The 20,472-nt window shown below is 37.5% G+C and carries 25 protein-coding genes; 12 read left to right on the forward strand and 13 right to left on the reverse strand.

Annotation, left to right across the window (positions count from 1 at the left end; genetic code table 11):
- Nucleotide 1 precedes the first annotated feature (1 nt).
- The 3 genes from nspC to OQH61_RS04465 are packed head-to-tail and all read left to right on the forward strand — an operon-like array spanning nt 2 to nt 2,977.
- Nucleotides 2-1,222 carry a carboxynorspermidine decarboxylase gene (nspC, locus tag OQH61_RS04455; RefSeq protein WP_266026143.1) on the forward strand — a complete coding sequence of 407 codons (1,221 nt, stop codon included), beginning with the start codon at nt 2-4 and terminating at the stop codon, nt 1,220-1,222.
- On the forward strand, nt 1,223-2,209 hold the full coding sequence (locus OQH61_RS04460) for a tRNA-dihydrouridine synthase (protein WP_323054029.1): 987 nt from the start codon (nt 1,223-1,225) through the stop codon (nt 2,207-2,209).
- The gene (locus OQH61_RS04465) at nt 2,210-2,977 is read left to right on the forward strand and encodes a tetratricopeptide repeat protein (protein WP_266026093.1); all 768 of its coding nucleotides are present in this window, start codon (nt 2,210-2,212) and stop codon (nt 2,975-2,977) included.
- A gap of 7 nt (nt 2,978-2,984) precedes the next feature.
- Here OQH61_RS04465 and OQH61_RS04470 read toward each other — a convergent pair whose 3' ends face one another.
- Nucleotides 2,985-3,614, reverse strand: coding sequence for an alpha-1,2-fucosyltransferase (locus tag OQH61_RS04470; RefSeq protein WP_266026094.1), 630 nt, complete (start codon nt 3,612-3,614; stop codon nt 2,985-2,987).
- A gap of 181 nt (nt 3,615-3,795) precedes the next feature.
- Nucleotides 3,796-3,993 carry a hypothetical protein gene (locus OQH61_RS04475; RefSeq protein WP_266026095.1) on the reverse strand — a complete coding sequence of 66 codons (198 nt, stop codon included), beginning with the start codon at nt 3,991-3,993 and terminating at the stop codon, nt 3,796-3,798.
- Between the two features lie 114 nt (nt 3,994-4,107).
- Between OQH61_RS04475 and OQH61_RS04480 the strand changes: the two genes are divergently transcribed.
- Complete coding sequence (locus OQH61_RS04480) at nt 4,108-5,001, forward strand: BspA family leucine-rich repeat surface protein (RefSeq protein WP_266026096.1); 894 nt, start codon at nt 4,108-4,110, stop codon at nt 4,999-5,001.
- Between the two features lie 23 nt (nt 5,002-5,024).
- The gene (locus OQH61_RS04485) at nt 5,025-5,147 is read left to right on the forward strand and encodes a hypothetical protein (protein ID WP_266026098.1); all 123 of its coding nucleotides are present in this window, start codon (nt 5,025-5,027) and stop codon (nt 5,145-5,147) included.
- On the opposite strand, the gene OQH61_RS04490 is transcribed toward OQH61_RS04485, so the two are convergent.
- From OQH61_RS04490 to hypA, 5 genes are all read right to left on the reverse strand, one after another.
- A complete protein-coding gene (locus tag OQH61_RS04490; protein WP_266026099.1) occupies nt 5,136-6,533 on the reverse strand; it encodes a sodium-dependent transporter in 1,398 nt (465 codons plus the stop codon). The two genes, OQH61_RS04485 and OQH61_RS04490, sit on opposite strands and share 12 nt — an antisense overlap.
- A 418-nt stretch (nt 6,534-6,951) precedes the next feature.
- Nucleotides 6,952-7,257 carry a hypothetical protein gene (locus tag OQH61_RS04495; protein WP_266026100.1) on the reverse strand — a complete coding sequence of 102 codons (306 nt, stop codon included), beginning with the start codon at nt 7,255-7,257 and terminating at the stop codon, nt 6,952-6,954.
- Between the two features lie 107 nt (nt 7,258-7,364).
- The gene (gene lpxB, locus OQH61_RS04500; RefSeq protein ID WP_266026101.1) at nt 7,365-8,528 is read right to left on the reverse strand and encodes a lipid-A-disaccharide synthase; all 1,164 of its coding nucleotides are present in this window, start codon (nt 8,526-8,528) and stop codon (nt 7,365-7,367) included.
- A gap of 14 nt (nt 8,529-8,542) precedes the next feature.
- Nucleotides 8,543-8,995: a hypothetical protein gene (locus OQH61_RS04505; RefSeq protein ID WP_266026102.1), complete on the reverse strand. Its 453-nt coding sequence runs from the start codon at nt 8,993-8,995 to the stop codon at nt 8,543-8,545.
- Between the two features lie 19 nt (nt 8,996-9,014).
- Nucleotides 9,015-9,368, reverse strand: coding sequence for a hydrogenase/urease nickel incorporation protein HypA (hypA, locus tag OQH61_RS04510; RefSeq protein ID WP_266026103.1), 354 nt, complete (start codon nt 9,366-9,368; stop codon nt 9,015-9,017).
- Nucleotides 9,369-9,451: 83 nt separating this feature from the next.
- On the opposite strand from hypA, the gene ispG reads away from it, so the two are divergent.
- Genes ispG through OQH61_RS04530 form a run of 4 tightly spaced genes read left to right on the forward strand, consistent with a single transcriptional unit; the run spans nt 9,452 to nt 12,574 of the window.
- Nucleotides 9,452-10,516: a flavodoxin-dependent (E)-4-hydroxy-3-methylbut-2-enyl-diphosphate synthase gene (gene ispG, locus OQH61_RS04515; protein WP_266026104.1), complete on the forward strand. Its 1,065-nt coding sequence runs from the start codon at nt 9,452-9,454 to the stop codon at nt 10,514-10,516.
- Nucleotides 10,516-11,754 carry a glutamate-5-semialdehyde dehydrogenase gene (locus tag OQH61_RS04520; protein WP_266026105.1) on the forward strand — a complete coding sequence of 413 codons (1,239 nt, stop codon included), beginning with the start codon at nt 10,516-10,518 and terminating at the stop codon, nt 11,752-11,754. Before ispG ends, OQH61_RS04520 begins: the two co-directional genes overlap by 1 nt.
- Before the next feature lie 4 nt (nt 11,755-11,758).
- Nucleotides 11,759-11,986, forward strand: coding sequence for a hypothetical protein (locus tag OQH61_RS04525; RefSeq protein ID WP_266026106.1), 228 nt, complete (start codon nt 11,759-11,761; stop codon nt 11,984-11,986).
- A gap of 12 nt (nt 11,987-11,998) precedes the next feature.
- A complete protein-coding gene (locus tag OQH61_RS04530; RefSeq protein ID WP_266026107.1) occupies nt 11,999-12,574 on the forward strand; it encodes a hypothetical protein in 576 nt (191 codons plus the stop codon).
- A gap of 286 nt (nt 12,575-12,860) precedes the next feature.
- Here the strand turns inward: OQH61_RS04530 and OQH61_RS04535 are convergent, their stop codons facing one another.
- The 4 genes from OQH61_RS04535 to OQH61_RS04550 are packed head-to-tail and all read right to left on the reverse strand — an operon-like array spanning nt 12,861 to nt 16,333.
- Nucleotides 12,861-13,055 (reverse strand): type II toxin-antitoxin system HicA family toxin, encoded by a 195-nt coding sequence (locus OQH61_RS04535; RefSeq protein WP_266026108.1) that lies wholly within the window; start codon nt 13,053-13,055, stop codon nt 12,861-12,863.
- Complete coding sequence (locus tag OQH61_RS04540; protein WP_266026109.1) at nt 13,048-13,269, reverse strand: type II toxin-antitoxin system HicB family antitoxin; 222 nt, start codon at nt 13,267-13,269, stop codon at nt 13,048-13,050. Before OQH61_RS04540 ends, OQH61_RS04535 begins: the two co-directional genes overlap by 8 nt.
- 35 nt (nt 13,270-13,304) lie before the next feature.
- Nucleotides 13,305-15,689 carry an Eco57I restriction-modification methylase domain-containing protein gene (locus OQH61_RS04545; protein WP_266026110.1) on the reverse strand — a complete coding sequence of 795 codons (2,385 nt, stop codon included), beginning with the start codon at nt 15,687-15,689 and terminating at the stop codon, nt 13,305-13,307.
- A 17-nt stretch (nt 15,690-15,706) separates the two neighbouring features.
- Nucleotides 15,707-16,333, reverse strand: a complete 627-nt coding sequence (locus OQH61_RS04550) for a hypothetical protein (protein ID WP_266026111.1) — start codon at nt 16,331-16,333, stop codon at nt 15,707-15,709.
- A gap of 15 nt (nt 16,334-16,348) precedes the next feature.
- Here OQH61_RS04550 and OQH61_RS04555 point away from each other — a divergent pair, with 15 nt between their 5' ends.
- A complete protein-coding gene (locus tag OQH61_RS04555; protein ID WP_266026112.1) occupies nt 16,349-16,474 on the forward strand; it encodes a hypothetical protein in 126 nt (41 codons plus the stop codon).
- Between the two features lie 5 nt (nt 16,475-16,479).
- Here the strand turns inward: OQH61_RS04555 and OQH61_RS04560 are convergent, their stop codons facing one another.
- Nucleotides 16,480-17,349, reverse strand: coding sequence for a hypothetical protein (locus OQH61_RS04560; RefSeq protein ID WP_266026113.1), 870 nt, complete (start codon nt 17,347-17,349; stop codon nt 16,480-16,482).
- A 217-nt stretch (nt 17,350-17,566) separates the two neighbouring features.
- On the opposite strand from OQH61_RS04560, the gene OQH61_RS04565 reads away from it, so the two are divergent.
- On the forward strand, nt 17,567-18,148 hold the full coding sequence (locus OQH61_RS04565) for a hypothetical protein (protein ID WP_266026114.1): 582 nt from the start codon (nt 17,567-17,569) through the stop codon (nt 18,146-18,148).
- Between the two features lie 14 nt (nt 18,149-18,162).
- On the opposite strand, the gene gatB is transcribed toward OQH61_RS04565, so the two are convergent.
- On the reverse strand, nt 18,163-19,587 hold the full coding sequence (gene gatB, locus OQH61_RS04570) for an Asp-tRNA(Asn)/Glu-tRNA(Gln) amidotransferase subunit GatB (RefSeq protein ID WP_266026115.1): 1,425 nt from the start codon (nt 19,585-19,587) through the stop codon (nt 18,163-18,165).
- Nucleotides 19,588-19,795: 208 nt separating this feature from the next.
- Between gatB and OQH61_RS04575 the strand changes: the two genes are divergently transcribed.
- Nucleotides 19,796-20,467, forward strand: coding sequence for a hypothetical protein (locus OQH61_RS04575; protein ID WP_266026116.1), 672 nt, complete (start codon nt 19,796-19,798; stop codon nt 20,465-20,467).
- Nucleotides 20,468-20,472 lie beyond the last annotated feature (5 nt).

Here is a 20,472-nt window from a genome sequence, read left to right on the forward strand (position 1 = left end):
AATGCGCCAACTCTCTACACTTTTTGCTCTCCCCTCTCCTGCATATGTGCTTGAGGAGGAGAGGCTTAATGCGAATCTTGCTCTTTTAGATTCTATCCAGCGGCAAAGTGGTGCAAAAATACTCTTAGCACTCAAAGGTTATGCTTTTTGGCGCGTGTTTGGGCATCTTAAAAAAACTCTAAGTGGTAGCACAGCAAGTGGGCTGTATGAAGCGAGATTAGGATATGAAGAGATAGGCGGTAGGAGTGAGGGTAAAGAAGTATGTGTGTTTTCTCCTGCATATAAAGAAGCAGAATTTGAAAGTATTTTACATTATGCTACACATATTATTTTTAATTCTTTTGCCCAGTGGCAGAGATTTAAATCTCTTATAGAATCCAAAAATACAATGCTTAAGGCAGATTCTCAATCGCCAATTGAGGTGGGATTACGCGTAAATCCGCTTTATAGTGAGGTAGAACCGCGCATTTATAACCCTTGCGTTGCTGGCTCTCGCTTGGGTATTACACCTGATGAGTTCCAAAAAGGCGTAGCGCGTTATGGATTAGATGGTATAAGTGGATTGCATTTTCATACACATTGTGAGCAAGATAGCACTGCACTTGCTCGCACATTGCCACATTTTGAAAAATATTTTGGCACATATATTCAAGAGAAAAAATGGGTTAATTTTGGCGGTGGTCATCACATTACAAGAGCGGATTATGATTGTGATTTGCTGATAAAGCTTATTTGTGATTTTAAAAGGCGTTATAATGATATAGAGGTATTTTTAGAACCCGGTGAAGCAGTGGGGTGGCAAGTGGGATTTTTAATTGGTGAGGTCATAGATATTGTGCAAAATGAAATATCAGTGGCTATACTTGATGTGAGTGCTGCGGCACATATGCCTGATTGTCTTGAAATGCCTTATCGCCCTTCTCTTACAAAGCTCTCCAAGCAAACAGGTTTAGAATCTGATAAAGGTGAGGGCAAAGGTATTTATACTTATCGCTTAGGTGGTCCAACTTGTTTGGCAGGAGATGTAATGGGCGATTATAGTTTTGATACACCCTTGTGTGTAGGGGATAGAGTGATTTTTGAGGATATGCTACATTATACAATTGTCAAAAATAATACTTTTAATGGTGTGCCACTCCCTTCTCTTGGCGTGCTTGATGCTCAAGGAGTATGGACATTACTTAAGAGCTTTGGCTATGAAGATTACAAACAGAGAAACTAAATGATAGAATTTAATAATCTCCTTATGCTTGCCCCTCTCGCAGGATATACAGATTTACCTTTTCGTAGCGTAGTTAAAAGCTTTGGTGTGGATATAACTGTGAGTGAAATGATAAGCTCTCACGCCCTTGTGTATAATAATGTGCGCACACTTAAAATGATTGAAAAATCTCCCGAAGAGCAACCTTATAGTGTGCAGATTTCAGGCTCAAAGGAAGAAGTGATTACAAGGGCAGTAGAGATTCTCAATGCACAAAAGGGTATTGATGTCATTGATTTAAATTGTGGTTGTCCTGCTCCAAAGGTGGCAAATCACGGCAATGGTAGCGGTTTGCTTAAAGACTTGCATTTGCTTGTCAAAATTGCCAATCTCATTAAAGATAAGGCTACCACACCTTATACAAGTCTCAAGGTGCGCTTAGGATTTGATAAAAAGATTCCCAATGAAATAGCACAAGCTCTTAAAGATGTAAAGTCTGATTTTGTGGTGATACACGGGAGAACGCGTGCAGATGGTTACAAAAAGGAGCGTATTGATTATGATGCGATTGCTACGATTAAAAGCCAAATATCATTGCCTGTGATTGCTAATGGTGAGATTGATAGTGTTTCTAAAGCACAAAAAGTCCTCTCTCACACAGGAGCAAATGGGGTAATGATAGGCAGAGCAGCTCTTACTTCGCCTTGGATTTTTTGGCAGATTAAAAATCAGACACAAGATATTCCACCTATTATTAAAAAAGAACTTGTTTTGAAGCATTTTAAAAAAATGGTAGAATTTTATGGTGAGCGTGGAGCGATTATGTTTCGTAAGAATCTCCACGCCTATGCTAAAGGACACGAGGGGGCGAGTGTGTTTAGAAATGTGATTAATAATGTGAGTGATGTTCATAGCATTACGCAGTATATAGAGGAGTTTTTCGTATCTAATGAAATCATAACGCATAAGTTTCCCCAGCTCGTGCATTTAAACAAAAGGACAAGCTAGATGAAGTTGCAGAATCGTATTGTTCAATGCTGTTTGGTTTTGGTTATGGTAACAATGTGTGCAAAGGCAAATGAGCAAGATGAGATTTTACAAAATAATGTTGAGGAAACCCAAAGTATGCAAGAGAGTGCTCTAATCAAAGGCATACGAGCAGCTGATACTGATTTTTATCAAGGTGTAGTGCTATGGGTAAAAAATATTGATGATGCAAGTGTATTTCTTAAAAAAGCTTGCGATGCTAGACACCCCGGGGCGTGCTTGTATTTAGGGAATTATTATGAAGCCAAATCGCAAAATAAGCAAGATTTACAACATAATCTTACAGAATCTGTGCATTATTACAAACTTGGCTATGATAATAGCCTAGAAGCTTGTAGAGAGGGAGCAATAGAATGGTGTGCTATACAAGCAGTGGCACTTATTGATGGACGCGGTGTAGAAAAAGATGTGGCAAAAGGTTTAGAATATTTAGAGATTATGTGTAAGCGCGATATAGAGAGTGCTTGTTCAATGCTGGGCTCATATTATTTTTATGGTGTGAATGTGCAAAAAGATTTAGATAAAGCAAGAGAATTTAATCAAAAGGCTTTAGAGTTAGATTCTAAAGCGTGTGATGAACGCAGAATGTATGCGTGTGTCTTAAGTGCGGAGATTTATCAGCAGGGATTAAGTGTGCCTCAAGATTTGAGTAAAGCAAAAGATTATTATCATCGTGCGTGTAGTTTGCACAACCAATTTGCCTGCGACTATGTGCAAAAATTAAAATAAGATTGTTTTAAGGTATTTGTGTGCCCCAAATATCATCAAATTTTATCCAATCAGGAAATAAATGATGTGGCAAATAAGAGTGTGGATTGTAGCTAAAACGTGCTGGTGCGCAAATAAGTTTAGAGGGATTATTAATAAGAAAAGCTGCCCAATAGCTAAAAGTGGAGTTTGCCATAATGCCATTTTGACAACTTCGCATAAGTGTGAGGTCTTCTATTGCATTACCCTCATCATTACCTTCTATAAATACAAATTCTACTTGGCGATAAAGGATAGAATCCAAGCATTGTGTGAAATGTTGCTTACACCAAAGTATATCATCGCTAAAAACAAATACTATCGGACGAGAAACTTTCTTTATAAGCTCCTTAAGTGCAGCATTATAATAGGCGCTGCCAAGTTTGATAAATGTCCAATGTTTATCTAAATAATAATCTCCTCTGCGAATGTGTAAAAACGCAGAGTTTGGTGTGGAAATAATGTGTTTTTGTAGGATTTGTGTGTGCTCACTCAAAAAAAGTGGTGTAAATTCTTTGCGAAGTATGCTCTCTATCTCTGAAAAATATTCACGATGAGTAAAAAATCCTTCAAAATATGTGCGCGAGCAAAATTGTTTATGAGCGCAAAATTGTGCCATAAGCTCGGGAGATTCATAAGTTATAAGGGGTTTGGTTAATATTTTTGTCAAAGTTGGATAAAAGAAGCGTAGGCGAGAGTAAATCTTTGCAAGAATCAAATCATAATAATTTTTACTATATGGTTTTGGGAGGCAAAATCGCAAAATAGGCAAAGAGATTGCAAAGCGCGTTAATTCAAGATTACGAATATGTGTTTTCGCCCCCCCCCCCGTTTATTTTTGCTTTTTGTAAAGAAAAAAGATGAGGTTGCAAGTCTGAATATTTGGTATATCCCCACGCTGCATCAAGCGCAACTTCATATCCACGATGAGCCAAAGTGCGTGCAAATGCGTATTGGAACATTTGATTTCCCAATCCCCCTTGTAGCAATACTTTCATAACCTATCTCCTTTGGCTTATTATAGGGGCAAATTATATCAAAAATCTGTTTTTTTTTTTTTTTGATATAATCCAATGCCAATTCAGGGATTTTATGTAATAAATGGAGGATGAATGAACAAACTTTTATATCTAATGATGTGTGTCATAATGGTATTTATAAGTAATGGTTGCGAGGATTCCCAAAAAACAAAGTATAAATACCACCCAAAAGATAGAGCGGAGTTGGTAGAGCTGCTTAACAAAACAGATGCCATTCATTTAAGCGAGATTGATACAAGTGCTATTACCGATATGAGTTATCTTTTTTCACGCTTTAGCACAGAGCAATGCCACGATTTATTTGCAGAGTATTTTAAATTTATAGAATCTTTTGTGATTATCACCACTATGGAGCAAGCTGCTCAAAAAGGGGATAAGTGGATTCCCACAGAAGCAGATAAGCAGGCTATGAAAGATTATCTCATAGCACAATGGGAGACAGAGAGGGAGAAGTGCGTTCATAATGTCAGAGGGAGAACAGATTTTAGTGGGATAGAATCGTGGAATGTAGCTAATGTCAAGGATATGAGTTATATGTTTGGGGGTGTGGAGAACTTTAATGAGCCTTTGGGCAAATGGAATGTAAGCAGGGTGCAAAATATGCGCGGTATGTTTGTTAAAACTGCATTTAACCAAGATATACAATCGTGGGATACTTCAAATGTGGAGAATATGAATGCGATGTTTGCAAGAAGTGCGTTTAATCAGCCGCTCAATGGCTGGAATGTGAGTAAAGTTAAGGATATGTCTTTAATGTTTTATGAAACATCGCATTTCAATCAACCTTTGAATGATTGGGATATTTCACAAGTAGAGGATATGAACTTTATGTTTCAAGAGAGCAAGGTTTTTTATCAAAACCTTGCGAGTTGGGGCGAGAAGCTTAATCCTCAAGTGCGGACATATTTGATGTTTGAGGATTCGCCTTTGCAATCAAACCCACCCAAATGGTATAAAAGGATATAAAAAGCACATTTAGAGCAGCAAATATGTGTTTAGATTCTATAAAAGTGCGAGAATCTAAGATGATGACACTGCATTTTGATGGTATATATCGTGCTACCCATATTGGAGAATGCGAAACTTTAGATTTTCCTCACTCACAGCCCTAAAGATGTAAAAATAAAATCTACCGCGTCCTGCCCTGTAAAAAACTTTATACTTACCGCTACAAGTATCATAATAGTAATAAGCGGTGCGATAAAGCGCATAATAATATGCCAAAATGCAAAGGCAGTGTTATTAAAAAAATGTGCGGTGTATTGTCGTAATTGAGCCTTTGGCACAGCCCAGCCGATAAATATAACTGCTAAAAGTCCCCCGAGCGTCATAATCACATTTGCAGAGAGAAATTCAACGCTATCCATAAGCGACTTGCCACCAATAGTGAGATATTCTGCCATAGGTGTGCAAATGGAGCAAATGATAAGAAACCCAAGTGCGCTAATTGCCCCAGCAATGCTCCAAGTCGCTTTTGCTCTGCTCCAATGATAGGTTTCACACACATACATTACAGCAGGTTCAAGGAGCGAAATCGCAGAAGTAATCCCCGCAAAACTAAAGGCAATGAGGAATAAACAAGCGATGGTATTGCCTAATATGCCAAGATGAGAGAGCATAACAGGCAAAGTTATAAAGATGAGTCCAGCACCTCCTCCTACTTCACCATTATATTCATATACAAATGTAAAAATCATAAGTCCAGCCATAATGGCGATTAAAATCCCAGATAGCACTACCCAAAGTGCGCTTTTGAGGAGATTCTGATTGCTTTGAGAGGAGGCAGCATAAGTGATGATGATACCTACCCCGAGTGAGAGTGAGAAAAACACCTGCCCTAGAGAATCAATAAATACATTAAGTGTCAGCGCTTTTTTGGCTTCATTTATATCAAAGCTTAACATAAAATGCACAGCCTTACTAAAAGAATCCATACTCATCGCATAGAGTAATAAGACAAAAAATATAATAAAAAGAAGTGGAGTAAGGACAAGATTCAAAGCTTCAATGCCTTTTTTAACGCCGCGAGAGATAACCAATGCTGTGATGCCCATTACAAAAAACAAACCGAGCGTTTGTGGCACAAAGCCATTTGTATAGAGAGTGTTAAAGATTGTTTCAGAGGTGTGCATATCGTTAGGGAGGTTAAAGCTTACCATAAAGAGATAGTAAAATACCCAGCCTAGCACGATGGCATAAAAAGATAAGATAATAGGACCGCCAATAAGCGTAAAACCAGCCAAACGCCATTTTTTATTTGGACTTGGGTCAAGATTCTCATAGCTTTTAACAGCATTAGCGCCCCCCCCCTTGTTTCCAATAAGCATTTCTCCAATAAGCATTGCAATGCCAAGTGAGAGTGCTAAAAATAAATACAAAAGCACAAACGCCCCCCCGCCATTTGTCCCAGCAATGTAGGGAAAACGCCAAATATGTCCCAAGCCCACAGAGCTACCAAGTGCCGCGAGAATAAAACCGATTTTGCTAAAATTACTCATTGAATAAGCCTTTGTTAAAATGAATATTTTGTATAATTTTTATCTTATCACAAAATAAGTTAATTTTGAGTGGGCAAAAAGAGAGGAGACAAAGCGAATAGATCACATTTTTCAGCTAAGCCATAAAGAACAAAGGAAGATGATAGCAAGAAAGAGTGAGCTTTTATTCTATCATAATGTTTCAAGCTTGTTTGCTCTGCTCTATTGCACTTGGAAATAGTGGTGCAATCAGTAGGTTTGAGGAAAATTATAGGCTCACTGCTGGAGACTTTCCTTGCTCTCCTCTTAAAGTCAATCAATTCCGTCTAGGGTTTAATCATTTATGGATAATTGCGCTATTGGTTCAGTCCTTAATAAAACTGATGAAGGCGAGAGGTGGATGGGGATAGGCTGGGCTGTGAAATATGGCTATGTCAAATTAAAATATTATAAGGGACATATCACTTATCTCCGCTACTCTAATCTCCCTTATGAACTCTCCTTTGCTCGTCCTTATATCTTTAAGTGAATTATTGATAGCTTCAGTAATATCTACACCTTTATAAAATACAAAACCATTACCTTTGCTTGTAGCACTACAATCATTTAACAAACAACCATATTGTGATAAGACATTCATAATAAAGTTATTTTCTTTATATTTGTTACGCAAAGCGACAAACTCTTTATCAATTTCTTTTTGTTTTAAATCTTGTATTTGACTATGTCTGTATAGAATCCACATTTTCGGATTCTATAAATTTTTCTCTAGATTCTATAAAATTTTTTATGTCATTTGGTAGAGGGCTTGTGCTAAGGACACCATAAAATAGGTTGAAGAGGATAAGAAGTTTAAGCATTTGGTTTTCTTTTGGTTAAATTTTCACCAAGCAATCTCGCGACTTTTGTAGCACTGCCATAGGCGAGGTAGTTGCGAATCTCTTGGGCTTTGGCAAAAAATACTTGTGGATTGGTTGTAGAGTAGGCATTAAGGAGATTCTCTTTTGTGAGTTGAGATTGGATAAGCTCAATGTGAATCTCTTTTTCACCTAGGCGAGGATTCCCGCAATGCAAAGCATTATAAAGAATATTAGCAAGTCCGATATGTTTGAGTCTCACAAAGGCTCGTGCAATCATCACATCAATCGTGCGTGTTTTATATCCTAACACAAGCGGTGTGCCAATGAGAGTGGCTTGAAGTGTAGCAGTGCCAGAGCAGACAAAAGCAAAACTACTCTCCAAAAGCGCTGTATTGGCATCAAAGCTAAGCTCAAAATATTGTATATCCTCCCCATATATATCGTGTATCGTCCTCTTGTCTAGATGCTTAAAATGTTCAGGTAGCACAAGAATCTTAGGATTCGTAAGCTCTTTTGCTACAGCAGCAAAAATCGGAAAAATCCGCCTTATTTCACCTTTGCGACTGCCGGGCATAAAGGTAATTTTACCATTTTCAAGGGGTAAAGGCTGTTCTTTAAGCGTGGGAATCTCATCAAGCAAAGGGTGTCCGACATAAAATGCCCTATTTTGAGCCACTGCATTGGGATACATAGCAAGTTCAAAAGGTAAAATCGCACATAAATAATCGCATACAGCCTCTATCTCTTTAGCTCTCCACGACTTCCACGCCCATACTTGCGGCAAGATATAATATATAACAGGTGCTTTGAGTGCATTTTTTTTAAGAATCTTGGCAATGGGTAAGTTAAAACTTGAGCTATCCATAAGCAGCACTACATCGCATTGTGCAGCAAGCTCGCTCATATTTTGAATGGCTTGTTTGAAAAAAGCAAGTTTTTTTATCACATCAAAAAATCCCATAATTGCAAAATCTTTAAGCGTGTAAGAGGGCGTAGCATAGGGGAAGTTGGCAAAAGTCTCTTTTTCAAATACGCCACAGATATGAGTAGATGTATCAAGGTTTTGGGCAAGAAATTTAAGATGGAGATTCGCACTTGGCTCACACGCACTCACAAAAAGGCGTTTGGGTGTGCTATGAGCGCTTTGAGGTTGCATAAGTGTCCTTTTAATTATAGCTTTGGATTTTTTAGAGATTCTTGTGGTGTATCGCGCATACTTTGCATTTGGTGGAGATTTTCCTCAAGCTGATATTCGCTTTTTAAATCGCGCAGTTCTACGAGCAGCTTAGAATTTTCAAGCTCAAGTTCGCTTATTTTAAGCTTCAGCGCTTCTTTTTGGCTTTCTTCTTGTTCTGGTGGCACAGGAGATTCGGAGATTTTTTGCTCAAGGGAGCGAAGGATATTTTGTGCTTTAGTGATACCCTCGCGCAACTCTTTGAGTTTGGCTTGAGCATTTTTAATATCTTCGTGGTATTGGGCGATTTCAATGCGTAGCTTTTGTCGCTCATTTTCAAAAATTCCTACAATATCCCACAGGTTTTGTGTTTGAGGATTGTATTTGAGGAGCTGCTCAAATACTCGTTCATCAAGTTTTTGTGCGAGAGGTTTATCAGTTTTTAGCATATATACTCCTTGAAATATTTTATTCTACATCAAGTTCAAGGTTAAGCAGATGTAACTCTTTACCTTTAGTAATGATGACATTATGACTTTGACACTGCGGACAAGTGCTATAAGTGAGATTTTGTGCTTGAAAATAATGCCCGCAGTCGCGACATTCTAGCTCAACAGCTTGTGTTTGTATCTCTAAGGTAGTATTTTGACACAAAGGCGAATCAAGCCTAAAAGTCTCAAATGCACTTTTTACAAGCGCACTATCTACGCCGCTGCGCTCACCAATGGCAATACAGACTTTTGCTATGGAAGTAGCATTATGCTCATTTGCGTGAGATTCACACATTTGTATGAGTGAGGCGACAATAGAATATTCGTGCATTTTTGTCCTTATATCTCAAAGTTATAGGTGGAATTTTACCCAAGAAGTGCTAAAATAAGCAAAAATTCATAAAGGGATTTGGAGTGCAAAGAGTAAAAACAAAACAAATTTTTGTAGGAAATGTGCCTGTTGGTGGTGATGCACCTATTAGTGTGCAGAGTATGACTTTTAGTAAAACTTGTGATATAGAGGCGACAAAAGCGCAACTTGAGAGATTATATTTTGTCGGTGCAGATATGGTGCGTGTGGCAGTGAGCGACCCAAAAGACGCCGCTGCACTTCAATCTCTAAAAAAAATCTCGCCACTGCCCTTAATTGCAGATATTCATTTTAGATATAAATTTGCACTCATTGCAGCAGAGAGTGTGGATTGCATTCGCATTAATCCGGGTAATATCGGCTCAAAAGATAGAATCAAGGCTGTGGCTGATGCGTGTAATGCACGAGGCATACCTATTCGCATTGGCGTGAATGGTGGCAGTTTGGAGAAGCCCTTTGAGCAAAAATATGGTGCAACGCCCAAAGGTATGGTTGAATCTGCGTTGTATAACATTAAGCTTTTAGAGGATTTTGGATTCACAAATATCAAAGTTTCACTCAAAGCAAGTGATGTGTTGCGCACAATGGAAGCATATAGAATGTTGCGTCCATTGGTGGATTATCCTTTTCATTTAGGCGTTACAGAGGCTGGGACATTACATCATTCAATGATAAAAAGTGCTATGGCATTAGGTGGGTTACTTATGGAGGGCATTGGTGATACGATGAGAATCTCCATAACAGGCGAACTTGAGGAAGAAATTAAAGTTGCGCGTATGATACTTCAATATAGCGGACGACAAAAAAGCGGAGTAACAATCGTATCTTGTCCGACTTGTGGGCGCATTGAAGCGAATCTTGTTAAAATGGTGCAAGAAGTAGAATCTCGCATTAAACATATTAAAACGCCTTTGCAAGTGAGCGTAATGGGTTGTGCTGTGAATGCTTTAGGTGAGGCAAAACACGCAGACATTGCCATTGCTTTTGGGAACAAAGATGGGCTGATTATCAAAGGAGGGAAGATTCTCTGCAAACTGAAAGAAGACCAATTGCTTGAGCGATTTATTGCAGAAGTGGAGGAGCTTGCCAAGCAAAGAGAGGAAGTATAATGCAAGATATAGAAGTAATGCTCATATCTGCAAAACGCAGTGCAAGGATATTAGAGCGTTTGAGTGATGAGCAAAGAAATGCAGTGCTTGAATCTATGGCAGATAGGATAGAATCTCAAAGTAAGATAATATGTGAAGCAAATGCTAGAGACATAAGTGCAGCGCAGAATCTACCTTTGGCAATGCGCAAAAGATTGGAATTAAATAGTGCAAAAGTGCGCTTTATGGCGGATTCTATCCGTGATATTGCAAAGCTTCCTTGCACAACAGGGCAGGTGATAAAAAGTTGGAAAAACAAGGCAGGATTAGAGATTGCACAAGTGAGTGTGCCACTTGGTGTCATTGGTGTCATTTATGAATCTCGCCCTAATGTTACAAGCGATGTAAGTGCATTATGCTTTAAAAGTGGGAATGTATGTGTGCTCAAAGGTGGCAAGGAAGCATTTTACTCAAATATGGCGATACTTCAAGCACTCCATAGTGCATTAGAGCAACATTCTCTCCCTAAAGAATGTATCAGTATGATAGAGGATACTTCGCGTGAGGGAATTTTAGAATTTGTCAAAATGGATAAATATGTGGATTTACTCATACCACGAGGGGGAGAGGGCTTGATTGAGTTTGTTAAACATAATGCGACAATTCCAATTATCAAGCACGATAAAGGTGTGTGCCATACATATATCCACGAAAAAGCACAACAAGATAAAGCACAAGAGATAGTGCTTAATGCAAAGCTAAGCTATCCAGCAGCGTGTAATGCGTGTGAATGTGTGATTCTTGATGAGGTGCTTGTGGAGCAATTTTTGCCAACATTGCTTCAAAAACTACGAGAATCAGGTGTGCGTGTGATGTTTGAAAATGAAGAGTGGCTTAAAAATTGGGGTGTTGCAGATGATGGTTTAGCTGATTTTAATAAAGAATGGGGTGATAAGATTCTTAATCTTAAAGTTGTAAGTGGCATTAATGAGGCGCTAGAACATATCGCGCATTATGGCTCTTCACATTCTGAATGTATCATCACGCAAGATGAGCAAGTCGCACAAATTTTTATGCGTGCAGTTGATGCGGCGTGTGTGTATTGGAATGCTTCTACACGATTTAGCGATGGTGGGGAGTTTGGCTTTGGTGCAGAGGTGGGCATTTCTACCTCTAAGATTCACGCACGAGGTCCTATGGGTATAGAATCTTTGCGCAGTTATAAGTATTGTATTACAGGCAATGGACAAGTGAGGTAGGGCAATGGGGCTTTTTAAAAAATCATTTTCTATGCGTTGGTTTTATTTTGCTCTGCTTTGTGCTGCTTTTTTAAGTGCTATGAATTTTAATCTTTTTATTTTTATTTATCAGAGCATTGATGAAAGTGCGACTTTATGGCAGCATATCGCTTTTGTGCCTATGGTATTTTTGCTTTTATTTGTAATTTTAACACTTTTTCTTGTGCCATATTTGAGCAAATTTGGCAGATAAAAAGGCGGATTGATGTTAGGGTTTATGAGGAAATTAAGTGCTTTATTATCGTTTGTGGTAGCTCCTTTGGCTTTTGCTGATGATTTGACATATTCTTCTGATATGTATGATAGCGGCGGAGTTTTTGTAGGAATGGAATTAGGAGGAGCTGGGATTGCGGATTTTAGCGCAGGTATCATTGGAGGCTATGCGTATTACTTCACACAATCCTATCAAAATATTGATTCTTTTAGACAAGGGATACGGGGCATTGTGGGCATAAATTGGGGTTTGTATAAGCATAATAGATTTGATATGCAAAATGGGAGCAGTTCTGAAACCTCTAGTAATTCTTTCTATACGCGTGTCGGAGTAGATTGGATTATAGATTTTAATCCTCAAGATACATTTGTATGGGGTGCTTTTGCAGGGCTTAATATAGGACATTTTAAAGTTTTTACTTCTGATTCTATTCCTCTTACACATAGGGGGTTTAATTTAGAGGGGCATATTGGCGGGAGCTTGACTTATAAGCAGATACATAAACTTGAATTGCTCTTTGGTTGGGGATATTCTAGGTCAGCATTGCGGTATGTGTATATGTTTTGAGGGCACACAAGCAAAGGCTACCCAAAAAATCGGTTGGCGCATTCCTTTAACTTTTGAAATTTTAAAAGCGGAAGCGTTATTTGTTATGTGTGTAAAACCATTGTATCCTCCTTAAAATCAATAAAGTCAATTTTTAAGAAGTGTGTGTCAGTGAGAAATAATTGCACATTTAAGATTCTATAATGCCTATTTCTGTTCGGGTAAGATTATACAACTCATACACCAAACAATCAATGTAGGATTCTAAAGCGGAAGCGTCAAGTGTGGAATCTGTGGTTTTAGAGAATCACTTTTCTATAATCTCAAAGACTTGTTTGATAATTTTAGGGTGTAGAATTTTGCCACTATGATGTGGTAAAACCTGCCTCAAATGTCCTTTAATGTAGATTTTATGACTTCCTTTTTGCCTAGCAAATACAAAGCCATTTTCTAAAAGGATTTTTTCTGCCTCTTTCGCATTGAGCTTAGGATATTCAGGCATTTATTTGTACTTCTATGGGAACTATTGCCGAATTTTTTGTTAAAAGCGTGTATTTCTCATTCTCTTGCAAACTCTCTATATAAAGCTCTGTGGCTTCTATGATATTAGTCAAAGCCTCCTCATAGGTTTCTCCGCAAGATACACACCCACTAAGTGCTGGGACATAGGCAAAATAACCATTTTCATCTTTTTCTATGATTGCATTGAGTAGCATTGCATTCCTTTATGATTAATTCATTTATTATAGCATTATTTGGATTCTATAATTTGAATTTCCTCATTGGTGAGACTATAGAGTTGATACACCAAAGAATCAATGCGGGATTCTAAAGTGGAAGTGTCAAAGGTGGAATCTTTTGCCTTGGATTCTAAAATCCTATCCACTAAAGCAATGATATTATCAACGATTTTTTGGTTTGCTTGAGTGATGTGGGGAAAACTAAAACAATCAATATAGATTGGCATAAGTCTTATAGCACTACCACCTAATTTTGTGCTTGATTTTTCAATAAAAAACCAAAAAAGTTTAGAATTTAAGACTCCTAAAATAAGTTTTTCCATTTGTTGATAGTTTTCTTTTAAGGCTACATTGTGAATGCTTGCATTATGAAACATTCCTACATTATCAAAGCCAAATCTTGGATAATTTAGTAAGTCTGGTATCATAATCTTAGCAGTTCTATAAGTATGAGCATTTCTTAAAGCTGAAAATTTATAATAATTTTGCTCGTCTATAACTATTTTTCTTTGGAGCAAAACTGACTTTAAATTCTCTAAATATTCATAAGCAAGTGGATAATCGTTTTGTAGCGTATGTTTATGTATTAAAATATTTTCTTTATCGTAAGGATACAAAAGATATTTTGTTGCCTTGCAGTATTCAAACCTTTTAATATCCTCGCCATAGCAAAATGGCACTAAAATTTCTTTTTCTATATGAAATCTCCTAAACTCATTTTTTACCTCTATGGTATTTTTATCATTTGCAATAAAATCAAATAAAAATGCCTTATCATTCCCTGTTGATGAACCTTTGGCTATTTGAGCTATATTAGAGAATCTTAAAGGAAAAGATTTTAGTTTAAAAATAAGATGAGTTGCATTATCTTGCATTTCAAATCTAAAATAGTCCAAATTTAGACTTGATTGAGGTTTTAGAAAATAGTTATTGGAAATTATTGTCTCTACATCATTTTTAAAAGAACTCATCTGCTCTTGTGAGATTTCACAACATTTTATTTCTTGCTTATATTGGTAATTGCTAACCTCAATAATGCTGACATCAACACTTGCAGAATCAAAAACTTTAACACCACTAAAGTCAATATAGCTTTCTATAAAAGATTTTTCTAATAAAAATTTTTGTAAGGATTTTCCATATCCCGCCTTTACCCATTTATTAGAAGTTACAAAAGTAAATCTAGCATTTTGCTTTAATAGTTTGAAAGCTAATTCAAAAAAATACACATAAATATCAGCTGCTCCATCAAAACATTTGTAATTTTTTAAATGTGGTTTCAAGGAAGTAATTTCTTGTTGCCTAATATAGGGCGGATTGCCAATCACCAAATCAAAGCCTTTGAAATCCCCAAAAGTATCTTTAATCTCTTGTGGTTTTTTCTTCATATTTCTTTGGCTTTGTGTAGCTTTGATTGCATTATTTGCACTCACTCGCTTTTGTTTTTCTTCAAAAGTTTCTAAATCTAGCACTTCAGGAAATGCAAATCGCCATTCAAAAGTATCACTTTTACGCAGAGATTCTAAAGTCTCAAATTCTTTGTGGATAAGCGCAAGTAAATCCTGCCCCTTTTTGTCTATGGGCTTAGGCTCTAGCTCCTCTAGGGTGGGTTGGAATTTAAAGGACTTTTTCTCTGCATTCTTTTTTCTAATAATCTTTATCATCTCCATACCAAAGGGCGTTTCAATGTCAAAGACAGAATCCCCATAGGTGCGCACAAATGCCCCTAAATGTTTCTCTAAAGATTCCATTATGTAGCCATTGTTTAAAAGTGTGTCTTTGAAATAGGCTTTGAGTGCATTGATTTCTGCGTCTATTTGTGATTTATCGCCTAATTTTTCTTTATACATTTGCACCAAATTATTATAGCGCAGGAGCTTGTCTCTAAAATTGTTGCTAAATGTAGAATCTTTCTTTTTTAACCACGCAAAAGTACCTCTTTGCGGGGCTTTGTCTTTATCATACTCATAAGTGTCAAAATGCGAAATAAGGCTATTCCCACACTTAATATTTATATCAATATTTGGCAGAGTCTCTAGCCTCTTATTAGCTATATCTTTATAAAAGCTGTATTTGAGTAGCTCTATCCAAAGGCGCAGCTTTGTTATCTCGCAAGAATTGGGATTAATATCCACGCCAAAGAGGCAGGATTCTATGAGTTTGCGTTTGTTGTAAAAAAGGGCTTTTTGAATTTTATGCGATTCTATGTTTTCGTGTGCGGGGAATGTGTAGGCAAAAGGCGCATTGTGAGAATCTCGCACAAGGATTTCATCATTTTCTATGCTAAGGGCAATGTCTTTTAATCTCTCATAATGTTCATCGCAGAGAATGCCTAGCTGAAATTTAAGTAAAATAAGTTCATTGAGGGCAGAGACGAGAAAATGCCCACTACCCACGCTTGGGTCGCAAATCCTTATGCTATCAAAAATCGCATTTGCTTCCCCTTATATCCCTCTTTAGAATCTGCGAGCTTATCAATCTTGGCTTTAAGGGATTGCAAATCCGCACATTGCCAATTTTTCGCAGTATTAAACTTTTGCAGCAGCATTTTTTGCAAGGATTGCTTACACATATAGCTTGTGATAAAGCTAGGCGTGTAGAAACTGCCCTCTTTATAGCCATTAAGCTTTTCAAAGACAAGTCCCAAAACCGCAGCATTAATGAGCTTGTCATAATTGATTTTGGTGCGGTTTTGAATATCTTGTGCAGTCGTGGTGAAATTATAAGCGTGGAGAAAGGCAAAGAAATATTCTAAAAGCGGCAGTGTGGAATCTTGCGCAGTGAGATTGAAACTTTTTGACAAAGCTTTGTCTTTATACAAAATAGAATCTTTATAGAGTGCCAAAGGTTTAGAATCTAAACGCGCGATTTCCTTGCCTTGTGATTCTAAGGGGGTTTTATCAAACAAGCTAGAGTTGAGATAGGGGATAGAGCTTAAAGATTGTGGGACATCGGCTTCTCTTTTGCCCTCCTCTTTGGCTAGGATTTCAAAAAAGAGCGTGTTGAGTGTGGCAAAAGTAGGGAGGCAATCCACATTCAAAAAAGGCTTTTGTATATGCTTGAAAGAGAGCAGCATAGATTCTACAAGGCGCAAAAACAACAGGCGGTTATTCCAAGTGGTGATGAGCTTAAAGGCATTTTCAAAATCGCTGTGTTTATCATAAGCAAAGGCTGTGCATAGAGTATCTAAGAGCGTATTTTTGCTGCATTTGCTTTGATGAGCACCTTGCCATTTTGCCTTTGCTCCTCTAAGCCCAAGATGTAGAGGAGTTCATTATAAAATCCCACATTAAGTGTGCTTGCGTCAATGTAGCTTTTGCGCTTTAAAAGCACAGCAGGGCTTAGGGCTTGATAGATAAGGGGTAGTAAAGAAGTGTGCAAATTCTCCGCTAAAAGGCTCTGCGTAAGGGCAAAATGTGTAAAGGCAAGTGTGGAATCAAGGCTGGGCAAAAGCAACTTTAGCTCATCATAAAACTTTTGAGTGCTTGTGTCATTGCCCTCTTTATGTTCGCAGTTTTTAAAGGCTTTTATAATGTCTTTGTGTTTGGTAAATTGGACAAACTCTTTTGTGTCAATGAAGTAAAAATCGCGCGTGTTGCTTAGGAGTATAAAGCTAAGGTTGTTATTCTTGTGTGTAAGACTTTCGCGCAGGTAGTAGAGGATAGATTCATACAGGGCTTTGGATTCTAAACGAATTATATTTGGAGTGTCCTCTAGGGTGTTTGTATCTAAAGTTGTTTTGCCCCCCCCCCCCAATAAATTCATCTTTTTGTGCGCTAAAGGTTTGGTTTCAAAAATCACTTTTGGCGTAGAATATTCATAAATGGCTAAGTCAATTCTGCCTTTTGTATTGCACTCGTAAGCAAAAGTTTGTTTTAAAAAATCACGCAAAATATTCTTTTGGTGCTCTTCTGATTCTTTGTTTTCTACCGCTTTTACAATGTCTTTAAAATAGACTTCCAAACTTTGTTTAAAGCCTTCAAGTGTTTCTTGCGTGGGATAAAGTGGATTGTAATTTGATACAAAATCTTGCAATTTGATAAACTTATAATGCATTCTCTCCCCTTTGCTTTTTTCTTATCATTTTATCATTTTATCTTAATTTCTCTCTTTTTACCCAAAAGGGAAGTGGAAATATTAAGGGATAAAGCTAGCGAGGATTTTTAAAATCTTTAAAGATAAAAACAATCTGCTTTGAGAAGTTTTTGTGATTTTGTAATAAATTTTTATGTTAGAATAAAACGAGATAAGCAAGTGCAGCATAGGAGTACAAATGAAATCATCAACGCACAATAGAAAGATTTTCATCGCGCTTATCATCATTTTGCCTTTATATTTTATCCACATACCATTTGCATATGATGAGGAGATTCTTAAAATATTTAGAATGAGCGAAAAAATAAATCAAGATTCTCTTTTGTTGGGACATATCAAATTCCTTGCGCTTTTTGCATTGTGTATTGCTGCTATCATATTTAAAAAATGGCTAGATTCTAAGTATCAGCTTAAATGGTATAGAATCTGCTCAAGTGTCGCACTTAACCTTGTCTTTATGTTTATGTGTTTTTTAAGTCTTGAAAAATCTTTAGGTTTTTACTGCACTTATTATTGGTCTTTTAATTGCAAAGATAATGCGGAAGATTCCCTTTGCTCAAATTTTCCACCAGAAATTGATATAGCCTATCTCTTTGCGACAATCCCTTTATTTTCTGCATTGGTATTGCTCCTAAGTTTTATGGCACATAATAAAATACTTGGTTTTGTGGGAAAAACTTGGTTTCTTATTTTGCTTGGTACAAATGCTGTGGCTATTTTAATGAATGTTGGTCGCAATGGGGTTGGTTGCTATGATTAAAAACATTTGTGCCCTTAGCCTAATTTTTCCCTCAAAAGTTCATTTACTCTCGCTGGATTTGCGCCTTTAACACTTTTCATCACTTGCCCAACAAAAAATCCAAAGAGCTTGTCTTTGCCACTTTTGTATTCCGCGACTTTATCGGCATTGGCATTGAGCACAGATTCTATCACACTGAGTATTGCGCCCTCATCATTGACTTGTGCTAATCCCATAGAATCTATGAGGCTATCCACATCGCCCCCCTTAACCACAAGCACATCTAAAATTTCTTTAGCACTTTTGCCACTGATTTTGCCCTCTTCAATGCGTTTGACAAGCGTAGCTAAAGTTTTAGAATCCACCCCACAAGTTTGCAATGTGCTCTCCCCCTTGAGCCTTCCTAAAAGCTCTGTGGTAAGCCAAGTAAGCGCACCTTTGGCACTTGCACCCTCTGCAAGCATAGATTCAAAATATAGCGCAAGCTCAAGGCTACCTGTAAGCACCCCTGCATCATAGGGCTTAAGTCCTAAGGTATTGATGTATCTTGCTCGTTTTTCATCAGGCATTTCTGGAATCTCGCGTCCCTCACGCATAAGATTCTCATCAATAAACACAGGTAAAAGGTCTGGGTCAGGGAAATAACGATAGTCAGCTGCCTCTTCCTTGCCACGCATTGAGCGTGTAATGCCTTTGGTAGTATCAAAAAGGCGCGTTTCTTGCACAACTTCGCTTTTGTATGTGCCATCTTCCCACGCTTCAATTTGCCGCTCTACTTCGTATTCAATGGCTTTTTGGATAAATTTAAAGGAATTAAGATTCTTAATCTCCACACGCGTATAGAGTTTGGAATCTCCTTTAGGGCGGATAGAAACATTTGCATCGCACCTAAAGCTTCCCTCCTGCATATTTGCATCACTTATGCCAAGAAATCGCACAATAGAATGCAGCTTTTTAAGATAGGCTACTGCCTCATCAGAACTCCGCATATCAGGCTCACTCACAATTTCTAGCAAAGGTGTGCAAGCACGATTTAAATCAACCTTTGAATATCCCTCTTCGTGGATATTTTTACCTGCGTCTTCCTCAAGGTGCGCACGCGTAACACCGATAGTTTTTGTTTGATTCTCATATTCAATTTCAATGCTGCCGCGTCCGATGATAGGAATCTCAAATTGACTGATTTGATATGCCTTTGGCAAATCGGGGTAGAAGTAGTTTTTGCGTGCGAATATGGAATTTTGGTTAATTGTCGCATTAATAGCAGTGCCAAAGGAAATCGCCTTTTTGACTGCTTCGCGATTAAGCACAGGGAGCGCACCGGGTAGTCCCAAACAGGTGGGGCAGACATTTTTATTAGGCTCATCACCAAAGCTTGTCGCACAAGCACAAAAAATTTTTGTTTTGGTATTAAGCTGGACATGCACTTCTAATCCGATAATGGTCTCATACGCTGACATTCAATAGCCTTTTGTTGTGGAAATATTGGAATATAAAGTGCTAGTATAGGCTAATAGGCATAAAATATTTATAAATTCTTAAAAATTTTTATATAATGTCGTTGAAAACAAAAGTAAATGTTATTACAAAATAGAGCTAGAGATGACGATATATAGGTTAGTTAGAACCTTTAGAATCTTTTATTTGAGACAATGAGGAGTAAGCAAAGTGAAGAGAATATTCTTAATGGGCTGTATCGTAAGTTTGATATGTGCTGAAGAATTGCAGATTCCCAAGCTTGATGTAGCACCTCATACGCTTTCTTCTACTCAAAATGTTGAAGAAAAGGATAAAGATGAAGATACTAAAGTAAAGGCTCAAGTGAGTAAAAATTTCTCAATTATGGCAAATACCATCGCCAATGAGGGATATTCAGAGTTTGAGCTTGAAACGGGCAATACTCATTTGAATGAATTTGAAGCACCGATGTCTCGGTATGGTGTTGGTATAGAGCTGAATTATTCTCTTAAGCCTAATGCGGGTGTAAAATTAAATTTTTTTGTATCAAATATCTTAGAGATTGATTCACAAAGGCGAGGGGGCAAAGTCAAAACTTATGATAACGCACAACGTTACGAAGAAAATGCTTATGATTATGGCACTAGAGTAATGTATCCTGTATGGGCAAATAGCATTGGTATGGTTCTCACTATCCTCAAATCTCATCGCATTGTGCTTACATTAAGGCAAACGCAGCTTTCAAATAACGATGCGCTTTTAGCATCATCTCCACAAGGAGTCGGTGCGCCTGTTGTAAGAAATGTCGCCCAAGCAAATTCCTATACTAACCTTTATGCAATTACTACACAAGTTTTTTTGACATATAGCTATGTGTTTTAATGAGC

Origin of the sequence: Helicobacter sp. MIT 21-1697 (genome assembly GCF_026241255.1) — a bacterium.
GTDB lineage: Bacteria > Campylobacterota > Campylobacteria > Campylobacterales > Helicobacteraceae > Helicobacter_C.